Below are 22669 nucleotides of genomic sequence, written 5' to 3' on the forward strand. Positions count from 1 at the left end.
TTTTTTGCGCCTCTTCCTCGTATGGGAGAGGTTTTATTGTTATATAGGCACTAGGAGGTTTGATAAATGACACGGTTGATTGCCACTTATTTGGTTCATGACAAAAAACAAGATTTGGTGAAAAAAGCAGAGTCGATCGCACTGGGGTTGACGATTGGTTCGTGGACAGAGTTACCTCTTTTGATTCAAGAGCAATTGAAACTTCATAAGGGAGAAGTAGTAGAGGTAATAGAGCTAGATGAAGACTTAGGGGCAAATCAATATTTAGGGGGAACATGTACTCGGGGTCTATTAAAAATTGCGTATCCGGCAGTTAATTTTTCTAACGATCTACCAGCCATTCTTACTACGGTGTTTGGGAAGTTATCGTTAGATGGTGAGGTGAAGTTAGTCGATCTCCATTTCTCGGATGAGTTGCTTTCGTCTTATCCAGGTCCGAAATATGGAATACAGGGGGTTCGAGAAAAGGTAGGGGTTATCGATCGGCCACTTTTAATGAGTATTTTTAAGAGTGTGATGGGAAGAGATCTGGATTATTTCCGGGAACAGTTGAGACTGCAAGCTTTAGGTGGGGTTGACCTTGTTAAGGACGATGAAATCTTATTTGATAACCCACTAACTCCATGGGAAGATCGTGTTCGTACAGCAGTGAACGTATTAAGTGAAGCAGAGTCACTTACAGGAGAGAAGACGTTATATGCGGTTAATATCACAGGCCGTAGCTCTCAATTACGGGATCGTGCGCGAAAAGCAATAGAATTAGGGGCTAACGCTCTCCTGTTTAATGTTTTTACCTATGGTTTGGATGTTTTACAGGAGCTGTCGGAAGATCCAGAAGTAGCAGTCCCGATCTTAGCCCATCCGGCTTTTTCTGGAGCGTTTACATCATCAGCGTTTTATGGTGTGAGTCATTCATTAGCACTTGGAACATTACTTCGTGTAGCAGGAGCTGATTTGTCGTTATTTCCTTCTCCTTATGGTAGCGTCGTTTTAGCAAAAGAGGAAACACTCCGAATTGCGCATTCGCTACGTACGGATCAACTTGCATTACGCCCAGCTTTTCCCGTTCCCTCAGCAGGAATTCATCCCGGGATTGTACCGCGACTGATTCACGACTTTGGGATGGATAGCGTTATCAATGCGGGCGGCGGGGTCCACGGTCACCCCAGCGGGACAGTAGCAGGTGGAAAAGCATTTCGACAAGCGATTGAGATAGCACTTGCTGGGAAGGCATGGACAGAGGTAGCTTCGGATAAGAAGAACTATTTCGAGTTAAATCAAGCGATTTCTCTATGGGGAGGCAAGTAGATGAAGAAGAAACCTGTTATTTTTTGCGATTTTGATGGGACGGTGACAGAATCGGATAATATTATTGCGATTATGAAAGAGTTTGCTCCCAAGGAATGGGTCGCGATAAAAGACGATATCCTAGCACAGCGCATTTCGATTCGTGATGGAGTTACCAAGTTGTTTCGACTATTACCTAGCTCGCAGAAAGAAGAGATTGTCGCGTATAGCCTTCAGAACATGAGACTTCGTGAAGGCTTTAACGAGTTTGTAAGTTGGACGGAAGAGGTGGGAACCCCGCTCTGGATTGTGAGCGGAGGAATCGATTTTTTTGTGTATCCGTCGCTGGAAGGACTTGTACAGCCAGAGAATATTTATTGTAATCGCAGTGATTTTACAGGTGAACGTATTGAAATCTTATGGCCTCATACTTGTGATCATCGATGTCAAAATGATTGTGGATGTTGCAAGGTAACGATTTTGCGTCAGTTTGATTCTACGGTGATCCATCGTATTCTCATTGGCGATTCGATAACCGATTTACAAGCTGCGAAGATGGCTGATCAAGTATTTGCCAGGGATTTTCTAATTGAGAAATGTGAGGAGCAGAAGATTCCATACTGCCCATTTGAGACATTCCACGATATTCGCTTTGTTTTAGAGCAAGAGGAGGTATTTCAACCCATATGATCGAGGTGGCGAAAAAATGGAGTACATTGGCGGATATCAAAGATGAACTTGCAGCACGTGATTGGTTTTTAGGGACTAGTGGGAACTTATCGATTAAAGTCCGTGAAGATCCGCTTACGTTTCTCATTACTGCTAGCGGCAAAGATAAGAGAAAGCGTACAGAAGAAGACTTTTTGCTAGTAGATCAAGATGGTAAACCGCTAGGAAACACGCATCTTACCGCATCGGCGGAAGTGGGAATTCACGCAGAGATTTATCAGAAAACGGGTGCATCCTGTTGTCTGCACGTACACACGTTAGATAACAATCTGATCTCTGAGTTGTATGCGAACGAGGGACGAGTCACTTTTCGCGGACAGGAGCTTATTAAAGCATTTGGGATCTGGGAAGAAGATGGAGAGACATCGATTCCGATTATCCCTAATCATGCTGATTTAGATCTTTTAGCTAAGGAGTTTGGGGATCTTCTTCTACAGGATCCTCTTTTGAAGGGGGCCTTGATTCGAAACCATGGGATTACAACATGGGGAGCTACACCGCTCGAGGCGAAGAAGTATTTAGAAGCATTTGAGTTTTTATTTTCCTATCATATTAAGCTTCGTCTTCTGCAACCAAATAGATAAGCGAAATGGGGAGAAGATTTTCATGGCACAAATACGATTTCATCATACTAATGAATACGTTTCGGCTCAGGACCAAGTCAGTTCTTATTTACAATCTCAAGGAGTCATTTATGAGCATTGGGATATTGAGAAGTTACCTGCAAGCCTTCGAGAGAATTATCATTTAACCGAGGCGCAAAAAACAGAGGTTCTTGATACTTTTCAAATTGAAATAGATGCCATTTCGGCTCGTCGAGGGTACACAACAAATGATGTTATTTCTCTTTCGCCAGAGACACCGAATCTCGATCAACTGCTCCAAGGTTTCTTAGCTGAACACCACCATAGTGATGATGAAGTACGTTTTATCGTGAGTGGGCATGGTATTTTTGCTATACAGAGTCTGGAGGGTCATTTTTTTGATGTGGAATTAGAGCCGGGGGATCTTATTTCAGTGCCGGAGGGATATCGACATTATTTTACATTAATGGAGGATTGCCAGGTTGTAGCGATTCGGATTTTTAAAACGAAGGAAGGTTGGGTTCCTATCTATTAAAAGGAGGAGAATAAAAAATGAACGAGGTCATGGAAAACGGACTTTGTTCATTTTTTATTTGTTTAGGGTAATATTTTTTATAAAAGTTTCAAAAAAATGAATATTTAATATATTAAAATGTAATATGATAGGTAAATAAGGATGTGTAGTAAGGAGATGATGTAAATGGAAGCGATAGATAGAGGATATGCTCATTCATTGGTGACCCGTATAGCGAAGACGAGAGAAGAGAAAGCACAAGTTTATCAGTTACAGCAGCTACAAAACTTGCCTAAACAAGATTATGATCTTTACAGCGATCATCTGATAGTAGTCGATGAGACTGTCAATCAAATAGTAGGTACTTATCGTCTTTTACCTGGTAAAAGAGTGATCGAACTGGGGGGACTCTATTCGCAATCGTTATTTGAGTTTCATCATTTTACCGAACACATACCCCAAGTACTAGAAATAGGAAGGGGCTGTGTGGCTGCTGGTTATCAAGATGGTAAGGTGACTCAGAAGCTATGGAAGGGAATCAGGGATTATCTAAACGGAAATACATATCGATATATAGTAGGTTGTACTAGTTTACCTCTTATGGAGATTCAAGAGATAAACGAGTTATATAGTTTCCTTGTATATAGTGGTTTTGTAATCGATCGTTACCGAATTGAGCCAAGAGAAGAGTTTCGCATCCAAGGGTTACATTTGATTAGTCCCGATAAAATGGTTTCACATAGAATACAACGTAAGCTTTCTGCTTCATTAAAAAGATGTTATTGGGTCGGTGGAAAGATTGCTAGTGAACCCATTATAAACCCCATTTTGCAAACGATCGACTTTTTTGTCGTACTCGAGATAGGGAAAATGATACGTCACTATAGGCGAAAATAGTTTAAGAAATGATAGCCTGTTGTGTAACAATATGACATCATTTTTTTCTGTAAATTCACTTGCGAAAGGTAGTCCATTATTGTATAATATCTTTCTTTCAATAAGAGAGGTGAATCATTCCCATGGACGAAATCTACCAAAATGAGCAAGCAAAGTTGCAAGAAACACTTTCTTTCATTCGAAAACAATTGCAAGAACTTCAATTGATTCCGCGATATCAAGGCTCCGATTTGGTGGAACAGCTTCTGGATGACCAAAGGAGGCAAACAGTTCATCGACTACAGTTGTCGGAAAAATCCCCCTATTTTGGTCGTCTTGATTTTGAAGAGGACGGGAAACAACTTACACCGCTCTATCTAGGCAAAGCAGGGGTAGAAGATCCAGATAGCCATCAACCGATTATTATTGATTGGCGTGCTCCTGTGGCTAGTATGTTTTACTCCTTTACAGGACAAGGGGATCGTGCTGGATATGTATCTCCTGATGGTGAGGTAGAAGGGACAGTCCATCTAAAACGGAATTTGGCTGTTGAAGAACAAACGTTAAAACGAGTGGTTGACAGTTATGTTAGAGGCGGGGAGAATTTACAGGTTACGGATGAATTTCTCCTTTATCGTTTAGGGGAGAACAAAGATCATCGACTAAGGGATATTGTTTCGACGATCCAAGTGGAACAAGATAAGATTATAAGGTCTGAGCGGAATCAATCCCTCATTATTCAAGGGGTCCCAGGTTCAGGGAAAACCACGGTGGCTCTTCATCGTCTGGCTTATTTATTATATCAATATCAAAATCAAGTCCGGGCAGATCGCATCATGATTTTCGCCCCTAATAAGATGTTTTTAGATTATATCTCTAACGTGCTTCCAGAACTAGGAATTGGTGGTGTGAAGCAGACTACTTTTATAGAGTGGGTACTCGATTTATTACCCGAACCCATAACCCTACGGAACCAAACGGCTCGGGAGGAATGTTGGTTTGAAACAGGTCAGTCAACTGATCTGGAACGTGAACAACAAGAGAGTCTGGCACGCTTTAAGGGGTCTTTTGTATTTTTGGAGTATCTCCAGCAACAATTAGCTGCTATGGAAAGAGAGTTTGTACCACAAGTTGGATTTGCCATCTGGGATGAGAAGAAATTGACGGCTGAAGAAATTTCTCATTGGTTTCACGTAGAGTATCGACATGAACCGTTGCGTAAGCGTCAAGAGAGAATCTTTTCCCGAATGAAACGCTGGATTGAGATAGAGCATCGCGATATCCGAAACCGAGATCCGCGAAATGAGATGAAGAAGAAAGCGATGGAGAAGTTTCGCCAATACAAAAATCTCTGGGATCGTCGAAAAGTGACCCAAATGTATGTTGATTTGGCTAAGAAATCCGAGATGGTTCAGCCATTTATCATCGAACGGAAAAAGATCCTTTTTGATCCAGAAGATTTAGCTCCATTGTTGTATATTTACAATTTCCTATATGGAATTGAGACGGAGTATCGCTTTGACCATGTGGTCATCGATGAAGCTCAAGACTTTTCTCCCTTTCAAGTGTTTGTATTAAAGGATCATGTAAGAGGAAATTCATTTACGATTCTGGGGGATTTGCTACAAAATATTTATGCTTATAAAGGAATTTACGACTGGAATGAGTTTGTACAGTTGTTTCCTAAGGAACAGGTATCCTATTTCCAATTAGATAGGAGTTATCGTTCTACAACGGAGATTATCCAATTTGCTAATCAGGTAATTTCCTCCTATCAAGGGAGTCTTACCCCAGCAACTCCCGTATTCCGGAGCGGAGAGCCTGTTTTAGTGGAGCAGATACGGAATCAAGACCGTACACTAGCTGTAGCGAGATGGATTCAAAAACGATCTTCTCAAGGAATGAAATCGATCGCCATCGTGACTCGCACTGAAAAGGCAGCATCTATACTATCGGCCGATTTGCTCGCAAATGGGATCAAACATCATTTGATCACTCCAGATCGAAGCCAATATGCGGGCGGTATTTCAGTAGCGCCGATCTACTTAGTAAAAGGGATGGAATTCGATGCGGTCATTTTAGTTGATGTTGATAGCGAGCAGTATCCAGATGATGCTCTGACAGCAAAGTTACTTTACGTGGGATGTACCCGTGCTCTCCATTCACTCGTTGTGCTTACTTCCGATAATCGGTCTCCCCTGTTACCCGTAACAGTACCGGAGATGGTTTAATTTCCGTTCATGTAGTTAACAATAAAGAAGGATGCTATCAAACTCTCAATGCATATGATGTAATTGATAGAGATGTTTGATAAAATGTAAATTAGGGTTTGCTATGTGCAGAAAGTGGGGTTCTATTCGAAAGCTTTCGCATATAGTATGAAGAGTAAGCAAAGGAGGTCAAGTTTCATGATCGAAACACTCATCAAGGCAAGACGATTTGAGACTTTGCTAAAAGCGAAACAGGAATTTGTATCAAAAAGTAGTACCGAAACAGAATTCGACAGTTTCCTTAAAACGTTCCAGGAATTTGAAAAGCACATGGAGGCTATAGAAAATATGCCTTCAAAAGAGCGATTATATGGTAGGCCGTATCAAGTCTAATTTTGAATAAAGGGGTAATGAAAATGGATCAACCACAAGTACCCCCATCTCTTTCTCTCTTCTTACCGAATCAACCGCTTACACATGCGGTGAATCGTGATCGGTATGACAGACAAGCTTTTATCAAAGAGATTGAGAAAGTAACTGGGCGCAGAGTCATTGTATATATGTCGAGTCTGAATCACTCAGATAGTGCGATTTTGCGAGAAGATATCGCACCGTTTAATGAGATTATTGCAAGCATCGATAAAGATAGTGATGTGGATTTTATTATCCAAAGCCCTGGTGGAGATCCGAATGCAGCGGAGATTATCGTTCATACGCTTTTATCACGAACGAAACATTTGCGAGTTGTTGTTCCACAAGCAGCGAAGAGTGCGGCTACCTTAGTTAGTTTGGCAGCAGATGAAATTGTAATGAGTAACACCTCTGAATTGGGGCCGATTGATCCACAAGTGACGATCCCAACTTCATTTGGACTAGCATTTAGGCCTGCTCAAGCATTTCTGAATGGACTCGAGATGATTAAAAAAGAGCATGCGAACGGCCAAGCGTTAAATCCAGCGTACTATCCATTTTTGAAAGGCGTGGACGCAGCTTTGATTGATTATTGTTTAAAATCGATCGAACATTCGAAACGTTTGGCGGTTAAGTGGCTTTCTCGTTCGATGCATAAAGGTAATCTAAAAGAGGCTCAGCGGATTGCCGAGGAATTGATTAACATTGAGAAGTACCCGAATCATGGGCAAGTGATCGATCATTTTGATGCAAAAAGCATAGGTCTGAAAGTTGTGTACAAGCCATATGGAGATGAGCTCTGGCAAGCTTGGTGGCGTCTCTATGTTAACTATATAGTGATGATGAGAGAAAGAGAAGTAGTAAAGATATTTGAGTCAAGTGACGCTTCGGTTATGCTGTAAAACCAAAAAAGCATTTGTATCTCGATAAAGAGATATAAATGCTTTTTTCTAATACCTTGATTTATTGAATTGTGATGGTTATCACAAAGCAGTGGATAGAGAAGCGGATGATACGTAATCGATTACGTCTGTGACGGTATTTTTGCCTTGATCGATACAATCGGGAATCCCTGAGCCAGCATAGGATGAGCCGGCAAGAAACAGACCCGGGTATTGATTGCCGATTTGCTTCTGTACATTGGAATACCATGTTTTATGTCCAGGCACAAACTGCGGCATTGCTCTTCTCCAACGCGTTACATAATGAAATTCTGGTTCACTTGTAATGTTAGATAACTTTTTGATATCTTGAATCACTCTATCTACGATCTCGGAATCATCTAGGTCGACGATTTCTTCTTCGTTTGCACGTCCTACATAGCAACGTAGCAGGGTTTTCCCTGGTGGAGCAGTATGAGGCCACTTCTTGTTCGTCCATGTACAAGCGGTGATCGAGTATCCTTCTTCACCACGTGGAACCAAGAACCCTGTCCCCTCTTTATCCAATGTGATCGCTTCTTGTGGATACGCTAAAATAGCTGTTGCCACAGAGGTGGGACGATCGTGAAGAGGCTTTAAAAAGTCAGGATTACCTAAGACTTTGCGGGTGATTCCGTGTGGAGTAGTTAGGATGACACTGTCCGCTGTCAGTTGTCCACCATTTTGAAGGGATAATGTATATTGTTTCCGATCTCGCACAATCTTCTCTACAGAAATTCCTTTTTTTACATTTACTTCTGTTAACTGTGTTTCTATTTCATTTACTAACGAGGAGAGTCCAGATTTTAACGTTTGAAAGATTCCTGCAGGCTTTTGGTGTGCCTGCTTTTTTGGACGTGAGGATTTCATACCGAGAATCAAACTACGATGTTCTTTTCCCATCTGAGCAAATTGAGGAAAAGTTGTCATGAGACTCATTTGATCAATATTGCCCGCATAGACCCCGGAGAGAAGGGGTTCGATGATATTTTCGACAACTTCATTCCCCAAACGTTGGCGGAAAAACGTACCTACGGACTGATCTTCCTCCTGCAGTATTTTGGATGTAGGGAGGAGCAAGTCAGCAGCGGCTCTCATTTTTCCGATGGGGGATAAGAGAGAAGTAGTGACAAACGGCTTTATTTCTGTAGGTACCCCCATTACCGCGCCTTCAGGAATCGGGAGGAGCTGGCCATGCCGCAGAATATAAGCTTGTCCTACTTCATTACGTACTAGATCTCTTTCTAGGCCTACATCGCGAACTAACTGCGTCGCACTTGGTTTCCGTGATAGAAATGAATCAGGTCCTCTCTCCATGATATAGCCGTCTCGAACGATGGTTTGGATTTTACCACCTAGTTGATGATTCGATTCGAGCAAAGTAATCGTCCAAGGAAGATTCTTCACTCGGAGCTCTTTTTGTAGGTAAAACGCTGCTGAGAGTCCTGTGATACCACCGCCTATGATGACGATATGTTTAGAGGGGGCTGAGTTCATAGTTAGTCCCTTTCCCGACGGATAAACGCTTTTCTATGACATCTGCTAGTCCGTCGATAAACGTAGGTTCTGTATTGGGCATCTCTGGACGATAGTAATTTGCTCCGATTTCGTCCGTTACAACTTTACACTCATAGTCGTTATCATATAAAACTTCCAGGTGATCGGATACAAAACCAACTGGACAATACACGAAGGAAGTATATCCATGCTTGTCATGTAATTCTCGCGTCAGATCCTGCACATCGGGACCAATCCAAGGATCACGTGTGTTACCCGCACTTTGCCAGCCGATGGCATAGTGAGGAATGTTGGACGCTTCGGCGATTAGTTCGGCAGTTTGCTCTAATTGAACTGGATAGGGGTCCCCCACTTGAAGAATTTTCTCTGGTAAACTATGGGCTGAGAAAATAACGATTGTTTTCTTTTGCTGATCGGTTGGGATAGAAGAGAATGTTTTTTGTAACTGGGAGACCCAATAGGAAATAAATTTGGGTTCTGTATGCCAATCATCTACGGAATAAATGGTGAGTCCGCCTAGTTTGGCTGCTTCTTCTTGGGCTCGTTTATTGTACGATTTTACACTAAAGGTAGAGTAGTGTGGTGCAAGTACGATACTGACCGCCTCTTTAATCCCATCTGCGTACATTTGCTGTACAGCATTTTCAATAAAAGGGGTGGTATGTTTTAAACCAAGATATACTTTAAATGTTTTCTCACTATTTCTTGCATTTAGAGTCTTTTCTAAGGCATATGCCTGCTCTTCTGTAATTCGAGCAAGGGGGGAAACCCCGCCAATCATCTCATAGCGATTCGTTAGATCTTCTAAAAGATCTGGCGGCGGTGTATGCCCACGGCGGATATGTGTGTAATAAGGTTCGATCTCCTCAGAACTCCTAGGAGTACCATAAGCCATTACTAATAATCCAATTGTGGTGTTTGCCATAATCGATTACCTCTTTGTATATTCATGGATAAAAGCAGCTAGTTTTTGTAGGTTTTCCACAGGCACGTCTGGGAAAATTCCGTGTCCTAAATTAAAGATATAACCAGGTTGTTCCATCCCTTGATCCAAAAGAGCCTTCGCCCGTTCCTGAATGACTTCCCATGGTCCGAGTAGCAAAGAAGGGTCTAGGTTTCCTTGTATCGCTTTTTCGATGCCCTTCGCCCGTGCTTGTTGGATCGATGTGCGCCAGTCTAGCCCCAGTACATCTACAGGGAGCTTGTTCCATTCGGTAAGAAGATGTCCTGTGCCAATTCCGAAGTAGATGGTTGGTACACCGGTATCCTTTAGATCTTGGAAGATTTTGTGCATAATGGGTGCCACATATAGCTGATAATCTTGTTCATTAAGTGCACCAACCCATGAGTCAAATACCTGAATAGCATGTGCACCAGCTTTTACTTGAGCTTTCAAGTAGGAGATGGTCATCGTACCAAGCTTCTCCATCAAGGCTTTCCATGCAACAGGCTCGGCATACATAAAGGCTTTGGTTTTATGATAATTTTTTGAAGGGCCTCCTTCAATCATGTAGCTTGCTAGTGTAAAAGGAGCACCTGCAAAGCCGATCAAAGGTACCGACAATTGTTGATTTAAGATACGAATGGCTTCCAAAGTGGTTGCCACATGTGTCTCTGGATCAATCTCCGTCAACCGTTCCACATCTTTTTCAGAACGGATCGGGTTATCAATGACAGGCCCGATGCCGGAGCGGATCTCGACATTTACGCCAATATGTTGCAAAGGAGTCATAATATCCGCAAATAAAATAGCTGCGTCTACTCCTAGCTGTTCGACAGGAAGACGAGTTACTTCTGCACAAACCTCTGGAATCTCACTCATCTCGAAGAAGGTATATTTTTTTCGAATCTCGCGGTATTCGGGTTGGTATCTACCCGCTTGGCGCATATACCACACTGGAACATGCGGAGTTTGTTCTTTTCGACAAGCTTTTAAAAACGCATCATTAAATGGTTTACTCATTCAAAATCCACCTTTTCACCAGCTATACAGTTATGTAGAGAAAGGAACAACGTATAGTTGATGGATAATCTTTTGGATATGTTATAGTCAATTACGCATAATATCATATCATTTTTGAACTTACTATATCAGGATCTTGAACAAACTGTCGTAAAGTAAGGTAGTTTGGTTTTTTCTGTTAAAAATCTACTATATCTAGTATAGGATATAAATCGAATTTCAAGACAGAATCATGCTATGATAGTATCAAAAAATAATCTTATACATAGGGGGTATTATTGTTGCAAATCTTGGTGATAAGTGGAAGTGCTAGAGTCGAATCGAATACAAGAAAGGTAGCAAATCTCGGTGCGAAATATCTCAGTGAGCTAGGGGCAGATGTTACTTTTTTTGACGTAGGGCATGATATTCTTCCTCTTTATTCTGGGGCAGAAGGAGAAGACTTGCTGCCAAATGTCCAAAAGTTGCGTGATTATGCCAGTCAAGCGGAGGCATTTTTGATTCTGACTCCTGAATATCACAGTGCTATGAGTGGGTCGTTGAAAAATGCTCTTGATTTTCTTGGATCATCTTATTTTCGTCAAAAGCCAGTTTCGATTGCTGCAGCAGGCGGGGGTGGAAAAGGTGGTATCAATGCGCTTAATAATGTACGCACGGTTATTCGTGGGATACTCGGACTTGGGTTGCCTCAACAAGTTGTCATTGACCCAGCTGACTTAACCGAAAATGGACAATTGACGGATGGAGCAGATCAACGCTTCCGTGGTGTGATTGAGGAATTGGTTACTTTTACGAAAGCGGTTTCTGCAAGTAAGGTTTTATAAGTTTTTTAGACATTGTTTTGTAAACAAAAAGAGAAGTGAGCCTCTGAGCTCGCTTCTCTTTTTGTTGTTATGGTAATGGTCGATTAGAAGGGCCTTGTTGATTTTCCTGTTGCTGAGGTTGTTGCTGTTCATCTGGATTAGGTTGCCTGTTAGGACGATCTTGATTAGATGGGGATTGATCTGGCTGCCTAGGTGTAAATGGTTTCGGTGGTTGATCGGGTTGTTGTGGCCTAGACTGGTTCGAATTGATGTCTACTTTTACTGGGGATGAAGTATGCTCTTCCCTAGTTTGAGGATCAATGGCGTTGACACGGTAATAGTACGTTTTTGATTGACCACCCGTGAAGTTATAGCCGGGAATTTGGATGCTCTGATCGGTATAGCTTGTTTCTGCCCCTTCGAAGATCGTGCTAAAGTTACTTCCATCTTCCGAACGCTGTAATTGATACGTAACCCGCTCAGATGGACTGCTCCAGTTTGCCTGTATTGCTTGATATTCCTTGCTATAGGTTGCCTGTAGCTGCGGAGCCTGAAATGTATAAGGGGGAATTGGTTCTTCGACTCCGGCTGGTTTGGAAAATCCTACAATGGGAACCCCTGATAATGCCTTGTCCATGACATCTTTGAAAATGGTGGTGGCATAATGTCCGCCTGTTAAATCGTTTACACGATTTTCTAAGGGTGTTTTACTTGTATTGTATACCATTGCAACGGTTACATACTGTGGGGTATAACCTGCGAACCAAGCGGCAATGTTGTTATTCGTTGTTCCCGTTTTCCCGGCGGCTGGTCGTCCGCCTGCAAGTTGTGCCGAGCGCCCTGTTCCGCTGTCCACTACCTGCTCTAGGAGCCGGGTCATGTAGTAGGCGGTTTTGGGACTAAAGACTCGTTTTTTCTCTGGCTCGGATTGAGGACGAATGCTCTTCTCCATTCCATTTTCAGTAACTTTTACTTCCTTTACTGCATGCGCTTTTATGACGACTCCGTTATTAGCGAAAGCGGTGTATGCTTGTGCAAGTTGTAGGGGGCTCACTCCTTTAGTAAGTCCACCTAAGGCAAGGGGTGCGATATTCTGGTCCGCTTTTTCAAGTGGAAGGCCAAGTTTTTGAGCGGTTTGAAAAGAATTTGCAACCCCCACTTTATTGTCAAGTAACCAAACGGTAGCAGCATTTAAGGAGTTTTTTACTACTTCGGATAGGGGTACATCTCCTCTAAAGATGCGATCATAGTTACGAGGACTGTACCCATTAATGGTAATAGCACGATCTGGAATGATGGTGTATTCGTTGATGTCACCACCTGATTTTTCGATGGCAGGCGCATAAACGGTTAAGGGCTTGATAGCTGAGCCGGGTTGAATGGGAAGCTGTCCATTTATGCGAAAACCTTGACCTTCGTAGTGCCGACCTCCTCCAATGGCAGCAATAAGACCCGTACGAGGATCAACCGTGGCAGATCCTCCGTCTAAAATGGCACGTTTTTTATATGTGGAGTCTTGTTTGAGAACACGATCCGTTTCTGCTTGTGCTCGAGTGTTAATCCCGGTGTATATTCGAAATCCTCGATTTTCCACATCAGAAGGGATGATGCCAAATCGCTCTGTCAGTTCCTTCAGTACAAATTGTTTATACGGTTGATAGCGATCTTTTTTACCATAGCGGACAAGATACTTTTCATCTGTTCCGAGCGTCTGGTGTAGGGCTTTCTGTTTCTCTTCTTCAGTGATGAGTGCATTCATTTCATTTTTTTCAGCCATTTCGTTTAATACGATTTTTCGGCGTTCTACTGCCCTTTGAGCAGACTTTTCGGAGGCATATGGATTGTATGCTTCAGGAGCTTTGGGCAAACCGGCTAAGAAAGCAATCTCTGGAATCGTAAGACGATCTTTTACTACATCTTTTCCAAAATAAATTTTCGAAGCCATTTGGATTCCTCTGACGTTATTGCCAAAGTAAATGTAATTTAAATACGCTTCCAAAATCTGATCTTTGCTATATTTTTGTTCCAAATTCCAAGCTGTTGCGATTTCTTTGATCTTACGGGTATAGGTTTTTTGGCGATCTTCGAGGATTACATTTCCAGCTACTTGCATCGTAATCGTGCTGGCCCCTTGGGATTTTCCACGCTGGATAAGGTTAGCGTAGACGGCTCTCCCCAATGCATAGTAATCAATGCCACTATGCTGATAATATCGGACATCTTCTACTTTGAGAAAAGCTTGAGGGAGAAGAGGATTTGTTTTTTTGATATCCTTTAGAGATACAATTTCTCGTTGGAAATTTCCTAGTTCCGCTACTTTGGTTCCGTCGAGATCGTAGATAGCAGAATTATTTTGGATATTTCCTAATTGATTAAGGTCAAATGTTTTGCCTTGTACGATGACAGCTGTAATACCACCGGCTATTAACAGGACAACTGTTAATAGGGTTAAGAAAATCAATTTCCGCTTTTTACGTTTAGGTCTGTTTGTTTTTCTCCGTGATCTATCCATCTCGAACCCCTAATTTCATGTTATAAATACGTATGAGTAGCATGCCACATATATCCAAAATTAAGTCTACATAAAATAGTTATTGCAGGTTTTTTTGTGTTCATGTAGAATTACTTCAAGTATCCTAAATGGATTATATATTTCAACCCTCATCAAATAAGGTGGGGTAGAGGTCGCGGTTTTGAAGAGTACTTTGTATGAGATGGAGAGTTTCGACACAGCTTACGTCGTAGTAAACATCAAGGACTACTTAGGAAAGGCACAACCGCCGAAGCAAACTACATACTCTCGTGTAGTGTTGCTGGGACTGTTACCGAATAGGGGCAGGACTGTCACAAACCATGTCGCATATGGTTTGTGTTGAGCTATCTTCGCGAAATGTTGGTGTGGGTGAGGAAACCCTACCGCCTGTATTGTTGGCGGTTATTTTTATACCCAAACCAGCTTTCGCGTGATAAACACGAACACAGGGAGAGGGTTATTTTTATGTCAACGAATGAGAATCAATTACGCAGAGGGCTAAATGCTCGTCAACTATCCATGATTGCAATCGGTGGATCAATCGGAACAGGTCTTTTTATAGCTAGTGGGGCTTCGATTGCAAATGCAGGCGCAGGTGGGGCACTACTTGCTTATATTATCGTAGGAATCATGGTTTACTTCTTAATGACAGCTTTAGGGGAGATGGCCTCTTACCTACCGGTTTCGGGTTCGTTTAGTACGTATGGAACTCGTTATGTAGATCCTGCATTTGGATTTGCATTAGGCTGGAATTATTGGTATAACTGGGCGATTACGCTTGCGTTTGAACTGGTAGCGGCCTCATTAATTATGAAGTTTTGGTTCCCTGAGAGTTCTTCATTACTTTGGAGCGGACTTTTTCTTTTCCTAATCATCGGGCTTAATCTCTTGTCTGTGAAAGGATTCGGAGAATCAGAGTTTTGGTTTGCTTTTATTAAAGTGGCTACTGTTATTATTTTCATCATACTTGGTTTAGCGATGATCTTTGGGATTCTAGAGGGCCATACTGCAGGCTGGAGCAATCTAACGGCAGGAGATGCCCCTTTTAATGGAGGGATTTTAGCTGTTGTCGGAGTCTTTATGGTGGCTGGTTTTAGCTTTCAAGGGACTGAGTTAATCGGGGTCGCGGCTGGTGAAAGTAAAGAACCAGAGAAAAATATCCCGCGTGCCGTCAAAAGTATTTTTTGGCGTATTTTATTATTCTATGTAGTAGCGATCGCGATTATTGGGGTTCTCATTCCACATACAGATCCAAATTTATTAAGTAACGAAGTTGAAAATGTAGCGGTTAGTCCGTTTACGTTGGTATTTAAAAATGCAGGGCTAGCATTTGCCGCTTCTGCTATGAATGCCATTATCTTAACAGCGGTCTTATCAGCAGGAAACTCTGGAATGTATGCTTCTACCCGTATGCTTTACACCCTCGCGAAAGAGGGGAAAGCTCCTCGTTTCCTAGCAAAAGTAAACCGCTATGGAGTGCCTGTAGCTGCTTTATTTGCTACAGCTGCTGTTGGAGCGTTAGCTTTCATTGCTTCCTTGTTTGGAGATGGTGTTGTATACACATGGTTGTTAAATGCATCGGGCTTATCAGGTTTTATTGCTTGGTTTGGGATTGCGTTTAGTCATTACCGTTTCCGTAAAGCATTTAAAGCACAAGGGCGAAGTTTGAGCGAATTACCTTACCGGGCACGCTTTTTTCCTTTTGGCTCCCTATTTGCGTTCGTCCTATGTACGATCGTAATCTTTGGCCAAAACTATCAAGCCTTTTTAGAAGATAAGATTGATTGGTATGGAGTAACGGCTTCTTATATAGGGTTACCTTTATTCTTAATCGTCTGGTTGGGCTACAAAGTGGTGAAACGTACCAAAGTTGTTCCACTGACACAGTGCGATCTGCGTAGAGAATAATCATCTGGATGGTCTTTATGTGTCTGAGCGACAATCCATAATCAGAAGTGAGTTTTAGAAAAACAAAGCATCCGTACTGGAGATAATCCCAGTACGGATGCTTTGTTTCATAATGCAAGCTATCTGATAAATTGTTGAGTCCAGTACACACCATAAGATCCGCCTTTTGCAGATCCGACTCCGATTTTGGTGAAATCTCTGGATAAGATGTTAGCACGGTGACCAGGACTATTCATCCAACTCTTCATTACTTCGGCTGGAGTTGGATGTCCACATGCAATATTCTCCCCAGCGGCTTGATAACGAATTCCAAATTGCCGCATCATATCGAATGGAGAACCATATCTCGGTGACTGGTGGTCAAAATAACGTAAATCGATCATGTCTTGCGATTTTGTTCTTGCTACTGAAGAGAGTTTGGTGTCCGCCACTAGGGGCTGTAGTCCTGCCTTTTGTCGCTCAATATTAACTAATCGAACAACTTCGTTCTCAACGGAGGAGAGGGCGCGGTTACTACTGCTTGAAGATGGCTTAGCAGGTGAAGACGGTTTACTTTTTTCTTGAGTTGCAGGTGTTTTAGAAGGAGTAGAGCTTTCTGTCGTACTGTTGGTTGGTTTTGCGTTTTTTTCTTTTTGATTTGCCTCAGAAGTACTATTATTTTTATCTTCTTCTTTACTGCTGGCCTCGTCGGGTTTGGCTGGGTCACTCGAATTCGTAGATAGGGAACTGGTAGATTCGGTTGGGATAGGTGTTACTTGGGTTGCATCAGTGGAGGTAGCTGGTGCTTTATTCCCCCCAGAGTCAGCTGCTGAAGTACAAGCAACGATAACGAGAGAGAAGATTAGAACCGATGTTACAATAGGAAGAATACGTCGCATGGTCTCTTTGCTCCTTTCGGCAATCTATATCCTATTCTATATGTAAAATACAGAAAAAAATAAGGAAAATATTAGAATCCTTAAAATGGAAATGATCTTTATGAATATAAATGGCATTACGCTCATAAATTGTAGAGCACTTTATTCTGTCTGTTAAACCAAGAATGGAGGGTTCTGTTTTATGAATAAACAATGTGCAGTTGGCTTTGGTGCCTTATTGTTAGTATGGGGGATTGTTGGTTTCTTTCTTCCTGATTCAGGAATGATAACAGAAGCTGTAGCCCCGAGTTTGTGGAGCAATTTATTATATGTTGTAACAGGAGTTGCGTGGCTGGCCTCCTCTTCATCAGAAGAAGCCAGTAAAATGGGTGCGCGAGTGATTGGAGTCGTTTATGCTCTCCTAGCATTATCTGGTCTTTTTACAGATGAGATATTAGGAGTTATACAGGCGACTCTAACGAACGAAATCATTATGGGTGTTTTAGCACTCGTCTCACTATGCACAGGATTTAGTAAATGTTCGTGTGGTGCTACTTCTAAAGATCTTGTTTCTAAAGATGCGGTTCCTAACGATTCGGTTTCGAAAGATCCGATTTCTAATGAAGACCTTGTTTCTAAAGATGCGGTTCCTAGCGATTCGGTTTCGAAAGATCCGATTTCTACTAAAGATCCTGTTTCTCAAGATTCGGTTCCGAAAGATCCTGTTTCTAATAAAGATGAGCAGGCATGATAGAAGAAGATCATTCTAAGAGGGCTTATGCTCTCTTTTTTTATGGTTAATTATTCAAACAGGTCAGAAATGATATCAATGAATTCCTCACCTCTTAGCGCTTTTCAGCGTAGGTGGCGGGAGTGTTCATGGTTTGAAGTGTCTCGAAATGTTATCTTTCATGTTCATATAAAAGAAATTGTTTTCTTTATTTTTATTTGTGGCCATCCCGATTTTAGCCGAATAGAATGTAAAACTGGTTATGAAGGGAGTGGATAGGGGTGAAATGGAAAGGAATGCACGTACTGGTAACAGGTGCAGGAGGATTTATCGGAAGTCATTTGATAGAAGAACTAGTGAAGCTTGGTGCAGATGTTACGGCTTTTATTCACTATAACTCCAGTGGAAGTAAAGGGTGGTTGGATCGGATCCCACAGGAGATACAAAGCCAAATCCGTTTTTACACAGGGGATCTAAAAGATCAAGACGCGGTCCGGAGCGCTGTGCGGAATCAAGAGGTAGTCATGCACTTGGGAGCATTGATTGCCATTCCATATTCATATCAGAACCCCACAGATGTATTCCAAACCAATGTTCTTGGTACGTTGCATGTAGCACAAGCAGTTCGTGAGTATGGGATATCGCGAATGGTGCATACCTCCACAAGTGAGGTATATGGTTCTGCTCAAATGGTTCCGATTCCTGAATCTCATCCACTCCAAGGGCAATCTCCTTATTCAGCTAGTAAAATTGGTGCAGATAAATGTGTAGAAAGTTTTTATTGTTCTTTTGATTTACCAGTCGCAACAGTAAGGCCTTTTAATGCGTATGGACCACGCCAATCTATGAGAGCAGTGATCCCAACCATTATTAATCAAGCTCTCCATCGGGATGAGATCGTCTTAGGGAACTTAGAAGCGACCAGGGACTTTACCTATGTGAAAGATACCGCCAGAGCGTTTATTCATGCTGCTACTAGTGAACAAGCTATTGGTACAACTGTGAACGCAGGATCTGGAAGAGAGATTCGTATAGGGGATCTTGCCACGTATATTACACAAATTATTGGAAGAGACTTACCAATCCGAGTAGCGAATGAACGTTTACGACCTCCTAAGAGTGAAGTAGACCGTCTCTGCTCAGACTCATCAAAGGCGCTCAATATGATGGGTTGGGAACCTCAAGTCTCACTACGAGAGGGATTAGAAAGAACAGTCGAATGGATTTCCTCAAATCCTGAGGGATATCGTCCTGATCAATATGTAGTGTAATAAAAGTACATTTTCAGGAGGGGGATTCGATGCATGCTGTTATTATGACGGGTGGTAAAGGAGAGCGGATGCGTCCTTATACGCATGTACTTCCTAAAGGACTACTCCCTATTGATGGAATTCCTTTATTAGACATACTGGTGAGGCAGTGCCAGTATTATGGGTTTAACCGCGTAACGATGACTTGTGGATATCTAGCTACCATGATCCAAAACTATTTTGAAAATGGCTCGAAGTGGGGATTAGAGATTGATTACCTAACGGAAGATGTTCCACTAGGAACGGCAGGGTCACTTCGCGATGTATCATGTGAAGAGGGGTCCATGATAGTTATGAATTGTGATGTCTTAACAACCCTCCATTTCCGGGATTTTTATGAGCAACATATCAATCAAAAATCGATGTTAACCATTGCTTCACATGCGATTGAAGTACCAGTGGAGTTTGGAGTGTTAGCGGTTGAGGGAGAGCGAGTCCTTCAGATTGTAGAAAAACCAACAAACCATTCATTAGTAAGTATGGGTATATATGTTGTACATCAAGATGCTCTTAAATATATTCCAAAAGAAGGAAAATTCGATATTCCTGATCTGATCCATACATTGCTTGATCATAAAGAGAGGGTAACCCATCATCACACTGATTCATTTTGGATTGATATTGGGAAGCCGGATGACTACGAAAAAGCTAATCAAATTTTTGAACAGTTTAAGGCTCAAATTCTTCCAAAGGAATCTGGACATGAGTATTGATAAATGGATCTTTATTACAGGAGCAAATGGATTTGTAGCACAGCATTTGATTCAAAAGTGCTTGGAAGAAGAAAATACACAGATAGTAGGAGTCGGACGTTCTATTTCGAGAGAGAGGGTTGCACAAGATTCACGGGTTCATTATCAAGTCGCTGATTTAACTAATTCGAAAGAGATGGATACTATTCTTCGTCAACACTCTTGGAAAAGAATCTATCATTTAGCTGGAGAAAATCGTGCCGATCTCGACCACTCAAATGTTTGGAAGGATAATGTGTATGCATCTCTTTTATTCCTAGATGCGCTTCGTAAACTGGAACTAGAGTCTTTGGAAAGTGTTGTCATGATCGGAACAGCGATGGAATATCAAGAGCAAGAGATGGTGATAACCGAAAATTCGATTGTGGAGCCAACTAGCTCATATGGATGGAGTAAGCATCTGGTTACGAGTAGTGCGCAGTGGTTTGCTAGAAAATATCATTTGCCTATCATATGTGTTCGTCCCTTTAACCTCATCGGACCTGGGGCCAAGGAAGGAATTATACCATGGATAGCGCAGCAATTAAAAGCACAGTATCCATTTGTAGAGTTGCCTGTTACCATTCATTTACGTAGTTTAGGTGGGATTCGAGATTACATCGATGTTCGGGATGCTGTACAGGCTTTGTATATGCTTTCAGAGAAGGCGAGTATATGTGTTGGAGATTGTTATCAAATTTGTTCACAAAAAGGGGTCTCAGTCTCACAGCTAGTTTCCACTTGGGAAGAAGTGATTCAATATCCGATTAAGGTTATTACCCAAAATATGACCTCTTCTAAGGGAGAGGATTGTTTTATAGGAAGCTATGAAAAAATCAGGAGATTTACTGGTTGGAAGCCCACTTATACACTAATAGAAACGTTGAGTGATCTCTGGAAGGAAACGTTTCGATGAGAACCTGTTTGACTTGATGATGAAGGGGGTTTACAGATGTCAAAACATTTGACTAGTATCGTGATTCCAGTTCATAATCAATGGCCTGTAACCCAAATGTGTTTACGATCGCTCTTTCGACATACGCGTGTCCCGGTAGAAGTGATTGTTGTAAATAATGCCTCAACAGATGGAACAGGACAAAAATTGACAAGAGAATTTCCTAGGGTTAAACAGATTGAGAATTCTTATAAAAATGGGTTTTCAGCATCATTAAATCAGGGGTTTCGAATGGCCACAGGGAAGTACCTAGCAACCATTAATAATGACACATTGCCCTCTCATAGATGGTTAGGCAATATTCTACGTGTATTGAAAGATCGCCCTTTATGTGGCATAGCAGCTCCTTTGTCAAACAATACGTTACCCGATCAATACCTCCAAACGGACTTGAAACGAGCGCGAGACATTCATATGTTTAGCAAAAGATTTAACCGTCACAATCAGAAAAAATGGAAAGTATCAGATCGATTATCTGGATTTTGTTTGGTTTTCCCTCGAAAAATCTGGAACACTGTGGGGGATTTTGATGAAAACTACGGTATGGGCTATTATGAAGATATTGATTTTACCTATCGCGTTCGTTTAATGGGTTATAAATGTATAATTGCTGGTGATACCTATGTTCATCATTATGGAAGTAAAAGTTTTATTCAGAACAATTCGGATGAGTTGGCTAGAAAGTTATCAAAAGAAAATCGTGAATATTTTATGAAAAAATGGAAAAGAGATCCAGATTTGCCTCTTGATCTTCCGAATTAATTATTTTTTCTATTATTTATTATTTCTTGGAAAGTACAAATCATGCTTTGAGTAAATTGTTCTAGAGAAAATTGTTTTGCCATTTCCATACCATGAGAAGCGAGTTGATTCGCTAGCTTTTGGTTGTGTAGTACATTCAGAATCCCCTTTGCAATCGATCGAGGGTTTTGTTTTTTTACAAGGATGGCTGTTTTCTTATTGATGCAAAAATCGGTTACCCCTCCCGAATTTGTTGTTACAACGGGAGTTCCACACGCCATGGCTTCTAGTGGAGGGAGAGAGAATCCCTCAACCCATGATGTAGAGACGAATAAATGAGCTTTTTGGTATAGACTGGCCATGGCATGTTCGGACACAGGGCGAAAACGTTTATGTGGAATATGATTCGGTATCTTGTTTTTTTCGGGACAAATAAAAAATACTTTAAATGGAACTTTACTCTTTCTTTTCACGATTTCAATGCTTTCAATAAAGTCGTTAAACCCCTTAATTTGTGCTGCAGGATTTCGGGCGATATATAATATTCTTCGAACTCCATTTGGTCTAATAAACGGCTCACGGGGTTTGTATATATTTAAATCGAGCCCTGGAGAAATAACGGTACTGATTTGAGTGTTATCTGTCCATAAGTTTTTTTGTAACCAGCTAGAAATGGTAATAGTGGGTACCTTTTTTTGATAAAGAGAAATGGCGTATTCTTTATCAGGTACATAGTGGGGTTCGTATCCCATTGTGTATCTCACGCATTGTTGTGGCCAAGCTTCGTAAATTGCCTCAAATGTTTTATAGTAATTTGCCAGAACAATATCACCTCTAGGGATATATTTACTACTGATTTCTGGAACTCTCGTGACTTTACAGGTAATAGGATAATGAATGGGAGCATCATGTGGGATGACAATCTCTACTTCATGGTCAGCTTGTTCGAGACCATGAGCAAGCTGGGCTAAGACTTTACATCCGCCACCTATGCTCAGGTTTATGACAGGAATCACGACCTTCAAATTGCTTCCCCCCAGATTAATACATATTGAAAGATCTCTGCTTATTTTCAGTTAGTATATGAAA

General features: G+C 41.6%; 21 protein-coding genes and 1 riboswitch. Of the genes, 15 read left to right on the plus strand and 6 right to left on the minus strand.

The genetic code is table 11. The features are described from left to right. Positions 1 to 66: 66 nt before the first annotated feature. From BLU58_RS10765 to BLU58_RS10800, 8 genes are all read left to right on the plus strand, one after another. Positions 67 to 1308: a 2,3-diketo-5-methylthiopentyl-1-phosphate enolase gene (locus BLU58_RS10765; RefSeq protein WP_093292221.1), complete on the plus strand. Its 1242-nt coding sequence runs from the start codon at positions 67 to 69 to the stop codon at positions 1306 to 1308. Next, a complete protein-coding gene (locus BLU58_RS10770; RefSeq protein WP_093292222.1) occupies positions 1309 to 1977 on the plus strand; it encodes a 2-hydroxy-3-keto-5-methylthiopentenyl-1-phosphate phosphatase in 669 nt (222 codons plus the stop codon). Next, on the plus strand, positions 1974 to 2600 hold the full coding sequence (locus BLU58_RS10775) for a methylthioribulose 1-phosphate dehydratase (protein ID WP_093292223.1): 627 nt from the start codon (positions 1974 to 1976) through the stop codon (positions 2598 to 2600). The genes BLU58_RS10770 and BLU58_RS10775 overlap by 4 nt, the downstream gene beginning before the upstream one ends. Positions 2601 to 2622: 22 nt before the next feature. Next, the gene (locus tag BLU58_RS10780; protein WP_093292224.1) at positions 2623 to 3135 is read left to right on the plus strand and encodes a 1,2-dihydroxy-3-keto-5-methylthiopentene dioxygenase; all 513 of its coding nucleotides are present in this window, start codon (positions 2623 to 2625) and stop codon (positions 3133 to 3135) included. A 165-nt stretch (positions 3136 to 3300) separates the two neighbouring features. Beyond that, on the plus strand, positions 3301 to 4011 hold the full coding sequence (locus BLU58_RS10785) for a GNAT family N-acetyltransferase (protein ID WP_093292225.1): 711 nt from the start codon (positions 3301 to 3303) through the stop codon (positions 4009 to 4011). Positions 4012 to 4133: 122 nt separating this feature from the next. Beyond that, on the plus strand, positions 4134 to 6221 hold the full coding sequence (locus BLU58_RS10790; protein ID WP_093292226.1) for a HelD family protein: 2088 nt from the start codon (positions 4134 to 4136) through the stop codon (positions 6219 to 6221). Positions 6222 to 6398: 177 nt separating this feature from the next. Continuing rightward, the gene (locus BLU58_RS10795; RefSeq protein WP_093292227.1) at positions 6399 to 6593 is read left to right on the plus strand and encodes a hypothetical protein; all 195 of its coding nucleotides are present in this window, start codon (positions 6399 to 6401) and stop codon (positions 6591 to 6593) included. 23 nt (positions 6594 to 6616) lie between these two features. Then, positions 6617 to 7513, plus strand: coding sequence for an SDH family Clp fold serine proteinase (locus BLU58_RS10800; protein ID WP_176786625.1), 897 nt, complete (start codon positions 6617 to 6619; stop codon positions 7511 to 7513). An 81-nt stretch (positions 7514 to 7594) separates the two neighbouring features. Here BLU58_RS10800 and hemY read toward each other — a convergent pair whose 3' ends face one another. The 3 genes from hemY to hemE are packed head-to-tail and all read right to left on the minus strand — an operon-like array spanning position 7595 to position 11012. Further along, complete coding sequence (gene hemY / locus BLU58_RS10805) at positions 7595 to 9028, minus strand: protoporphyrinogen oxidase (protein WP_093292229.1); 1434 nt, start codon at positions 9026 to 9028, stop codon at positions 7595 to 7597. Continuing rightward, on the minus strand, positions 9009 to 9974 hold the full coding sequence (gene hemH, locus BLU58_RS10810; protein WP_093292230.1) for a ferrochelatase: 966 nt from the start codon (positions 9972 to 9974) through the stop codon (positions 9009 to 9011). The genes hemY and hemH overlap by 20 nt, the downstream gene beginning before the upstream one ends. Positions 9975 to 9980: 6 nt before the next feature. Further along, the gene (gene hemE, locus BLU58_RS10815) at positions 9981 to 11012 is read right to left on the minus strand and encodes a uroporphyrinogen decarboxylase (protein ID WP_093292231.1); all 1032 of its coding nucleotides are present in this window, start codon (positions 11010 to 11012) and stop codon (positions 9981 to 9983) included. A 281-nt stretch (positions 11013 to 11293) separates the two neighbouring features. Between hemE and BLU58_RS10820 the strand changes: the two genes are divergently transcribed. Next, a complete protein-coding gene (locus tag BLU58_RS10820; protein ID WP_176786626.1) occupies positions 11294 to 11836 on the plus strand; it encodes an NADPH-dependent FMN reductase in 543 nt (180 codons plus the stop codon). Positions 11837 to 11903: 67 nt separating this feature from the next. Here the strand turns inward: BLU58_RS10820 and BLU58_RS10825 are convergent, their stop codons facing one another. Then, positions 11904 to 14327: a transglycosylase domain-containing protein gene (locus BLU58_RS10825; RefSeq protein ID WP_093292233.1), complete on the minus strand. Its 2424-nt coding sequence runs from the start codon at positions 14325 to 14327 to the stop codon at positions 11904 to 11906. Between the two features lie 159 nt (positions 14328 to 14486). Next, a riboswitch (Lysine riboswitch) is annotated at positions 14487 to 14703 on the plus strand. A gap of 110 nt (positions 14704 to 14813) precedes the next feature. Here BLU58_RS10825 and BLU58_RS10830 point away from each other — a divergent pair. Then, entirely contained in the window at positions 14814 to 16256 is a 1443-nt protein-coding gene (locus tag BLU58_RS10830) for an amino acid permease (RefSeq protein WP_093292234.1), read from the plus strand. A gap of 119 nt (positions 16257 to 16375) precedes the next feature. On the opposite strand, the gene BLU58_RS10835 is transcribed toward BLU58_RS10830, so the two are convergent. Continuing rightward, positions 16376 to 17134 carry a CAP domain-containing protein gene (locus BLU58_RS10835; protein ID WP_093292235.1) on the minus strand — a complete coding sequence of 253 codons (759 nt, stop codon included), beginning with the start codon at positions 17132 to 17134 and terminating at the stop codon, positions 16376 to 16378. A 181-nt stretch (positions 17135 to 17315) separates the two neighbouring features. On the opposite strand from BLU58_RS10835, the gene BLU58_RS10840 reads away from it, so the two are divergent. From BLU58_RS10840 to BLU58_RS10860, 5 genes are all read left to right on the plus strand, one after another. Beyond that, a complete protein-coding gene (locus tag BLU58_RS10840) occupies positions 17316 to 17864 on the plus strand; it encodes a DUF4383 domain-containing protein (protein WP_093292236.1) in 549 nt (182 codons plus the stop codon). Between the two features lie 260 nt (positions 17865 to 18124). Further along, on the plus strand, positions 18125 to 19114 hold the full coding sequence (locus BLU58_RS10845; protein ID WP_255404680.1) for an SDR family NAD(P)-dependent oxidoreductase: 990 nt from the start codon (positions 18125 to 18127) through the stop codon (positions 19112 to 19114). Positions 19115 to 19143: 29 nt separating this feature from the next. Next, positions 19144 to 19866, plus strand: coding sequence for a sugar phosphate nucleotidyltransferase (locus tag BLU58_RS10850; RefSeq protein WP_093292237.1), 723 nt, complete (start codon positions 19144 to 19146; stop codon positions 19864 to 19866). After that, complete coding sequence (locus tag BLU58_RS10855) at positions 19856 to 20800, plus strand: NAD-dependent epimerase/dehydratase family protein (protein WP_176786627.1); 945 nt, start codon at positions 19856 to 19858, stop codon at positions 20798 to 20800. The genes BLU58_RS10850 and BLU58_RS10855 overlap by 11 nt, the downstream gene beginning before the upstream one ends. 36 nt (positions 20801 to 20836) lie before the next feature. Continuing rightward, a complete protein-coding gene (locus BLU58_RS10860; RefSeq protein ID WP_093292239.1) occupies positions 20837 to 21601 on the plus strand; it encodes a glycosyltransferase family 2 protein in 765 nt (254 codons plus the stop codon). Here the strand turns inward: BLU58_RS10860 and BLU58_RS10865 are convergent. Continuing rightward, on the minus strand, positions 21598 to 22596 hold the full coding sequence (locus BLU58_RS10865; protein ID WP_255404685.1) for a glycosyltransferase family 4 protein: 999 nt from the start codon (positions 22594 to 22596) through the stop codon (positions 21598 to 21600). The genes BLU58_RS10860 and BLU58_RS10865 overlap by 4 nt on opposite strands. Between the last annotated feature and the right edge of the window lie 73 nt (positions 22597 to 22669).

The sequence above is a fragment of the Thermoactinomyces sp. DSM 45892 genome (assembly GCF_900107305.1).
In the GTDB taxonomy this organism is placed as follows: domain Bacteria; phylum Bacillota; class Bacilli; order Thermoactinomycetales; family Thermoactinomycetaceae; genus Baia.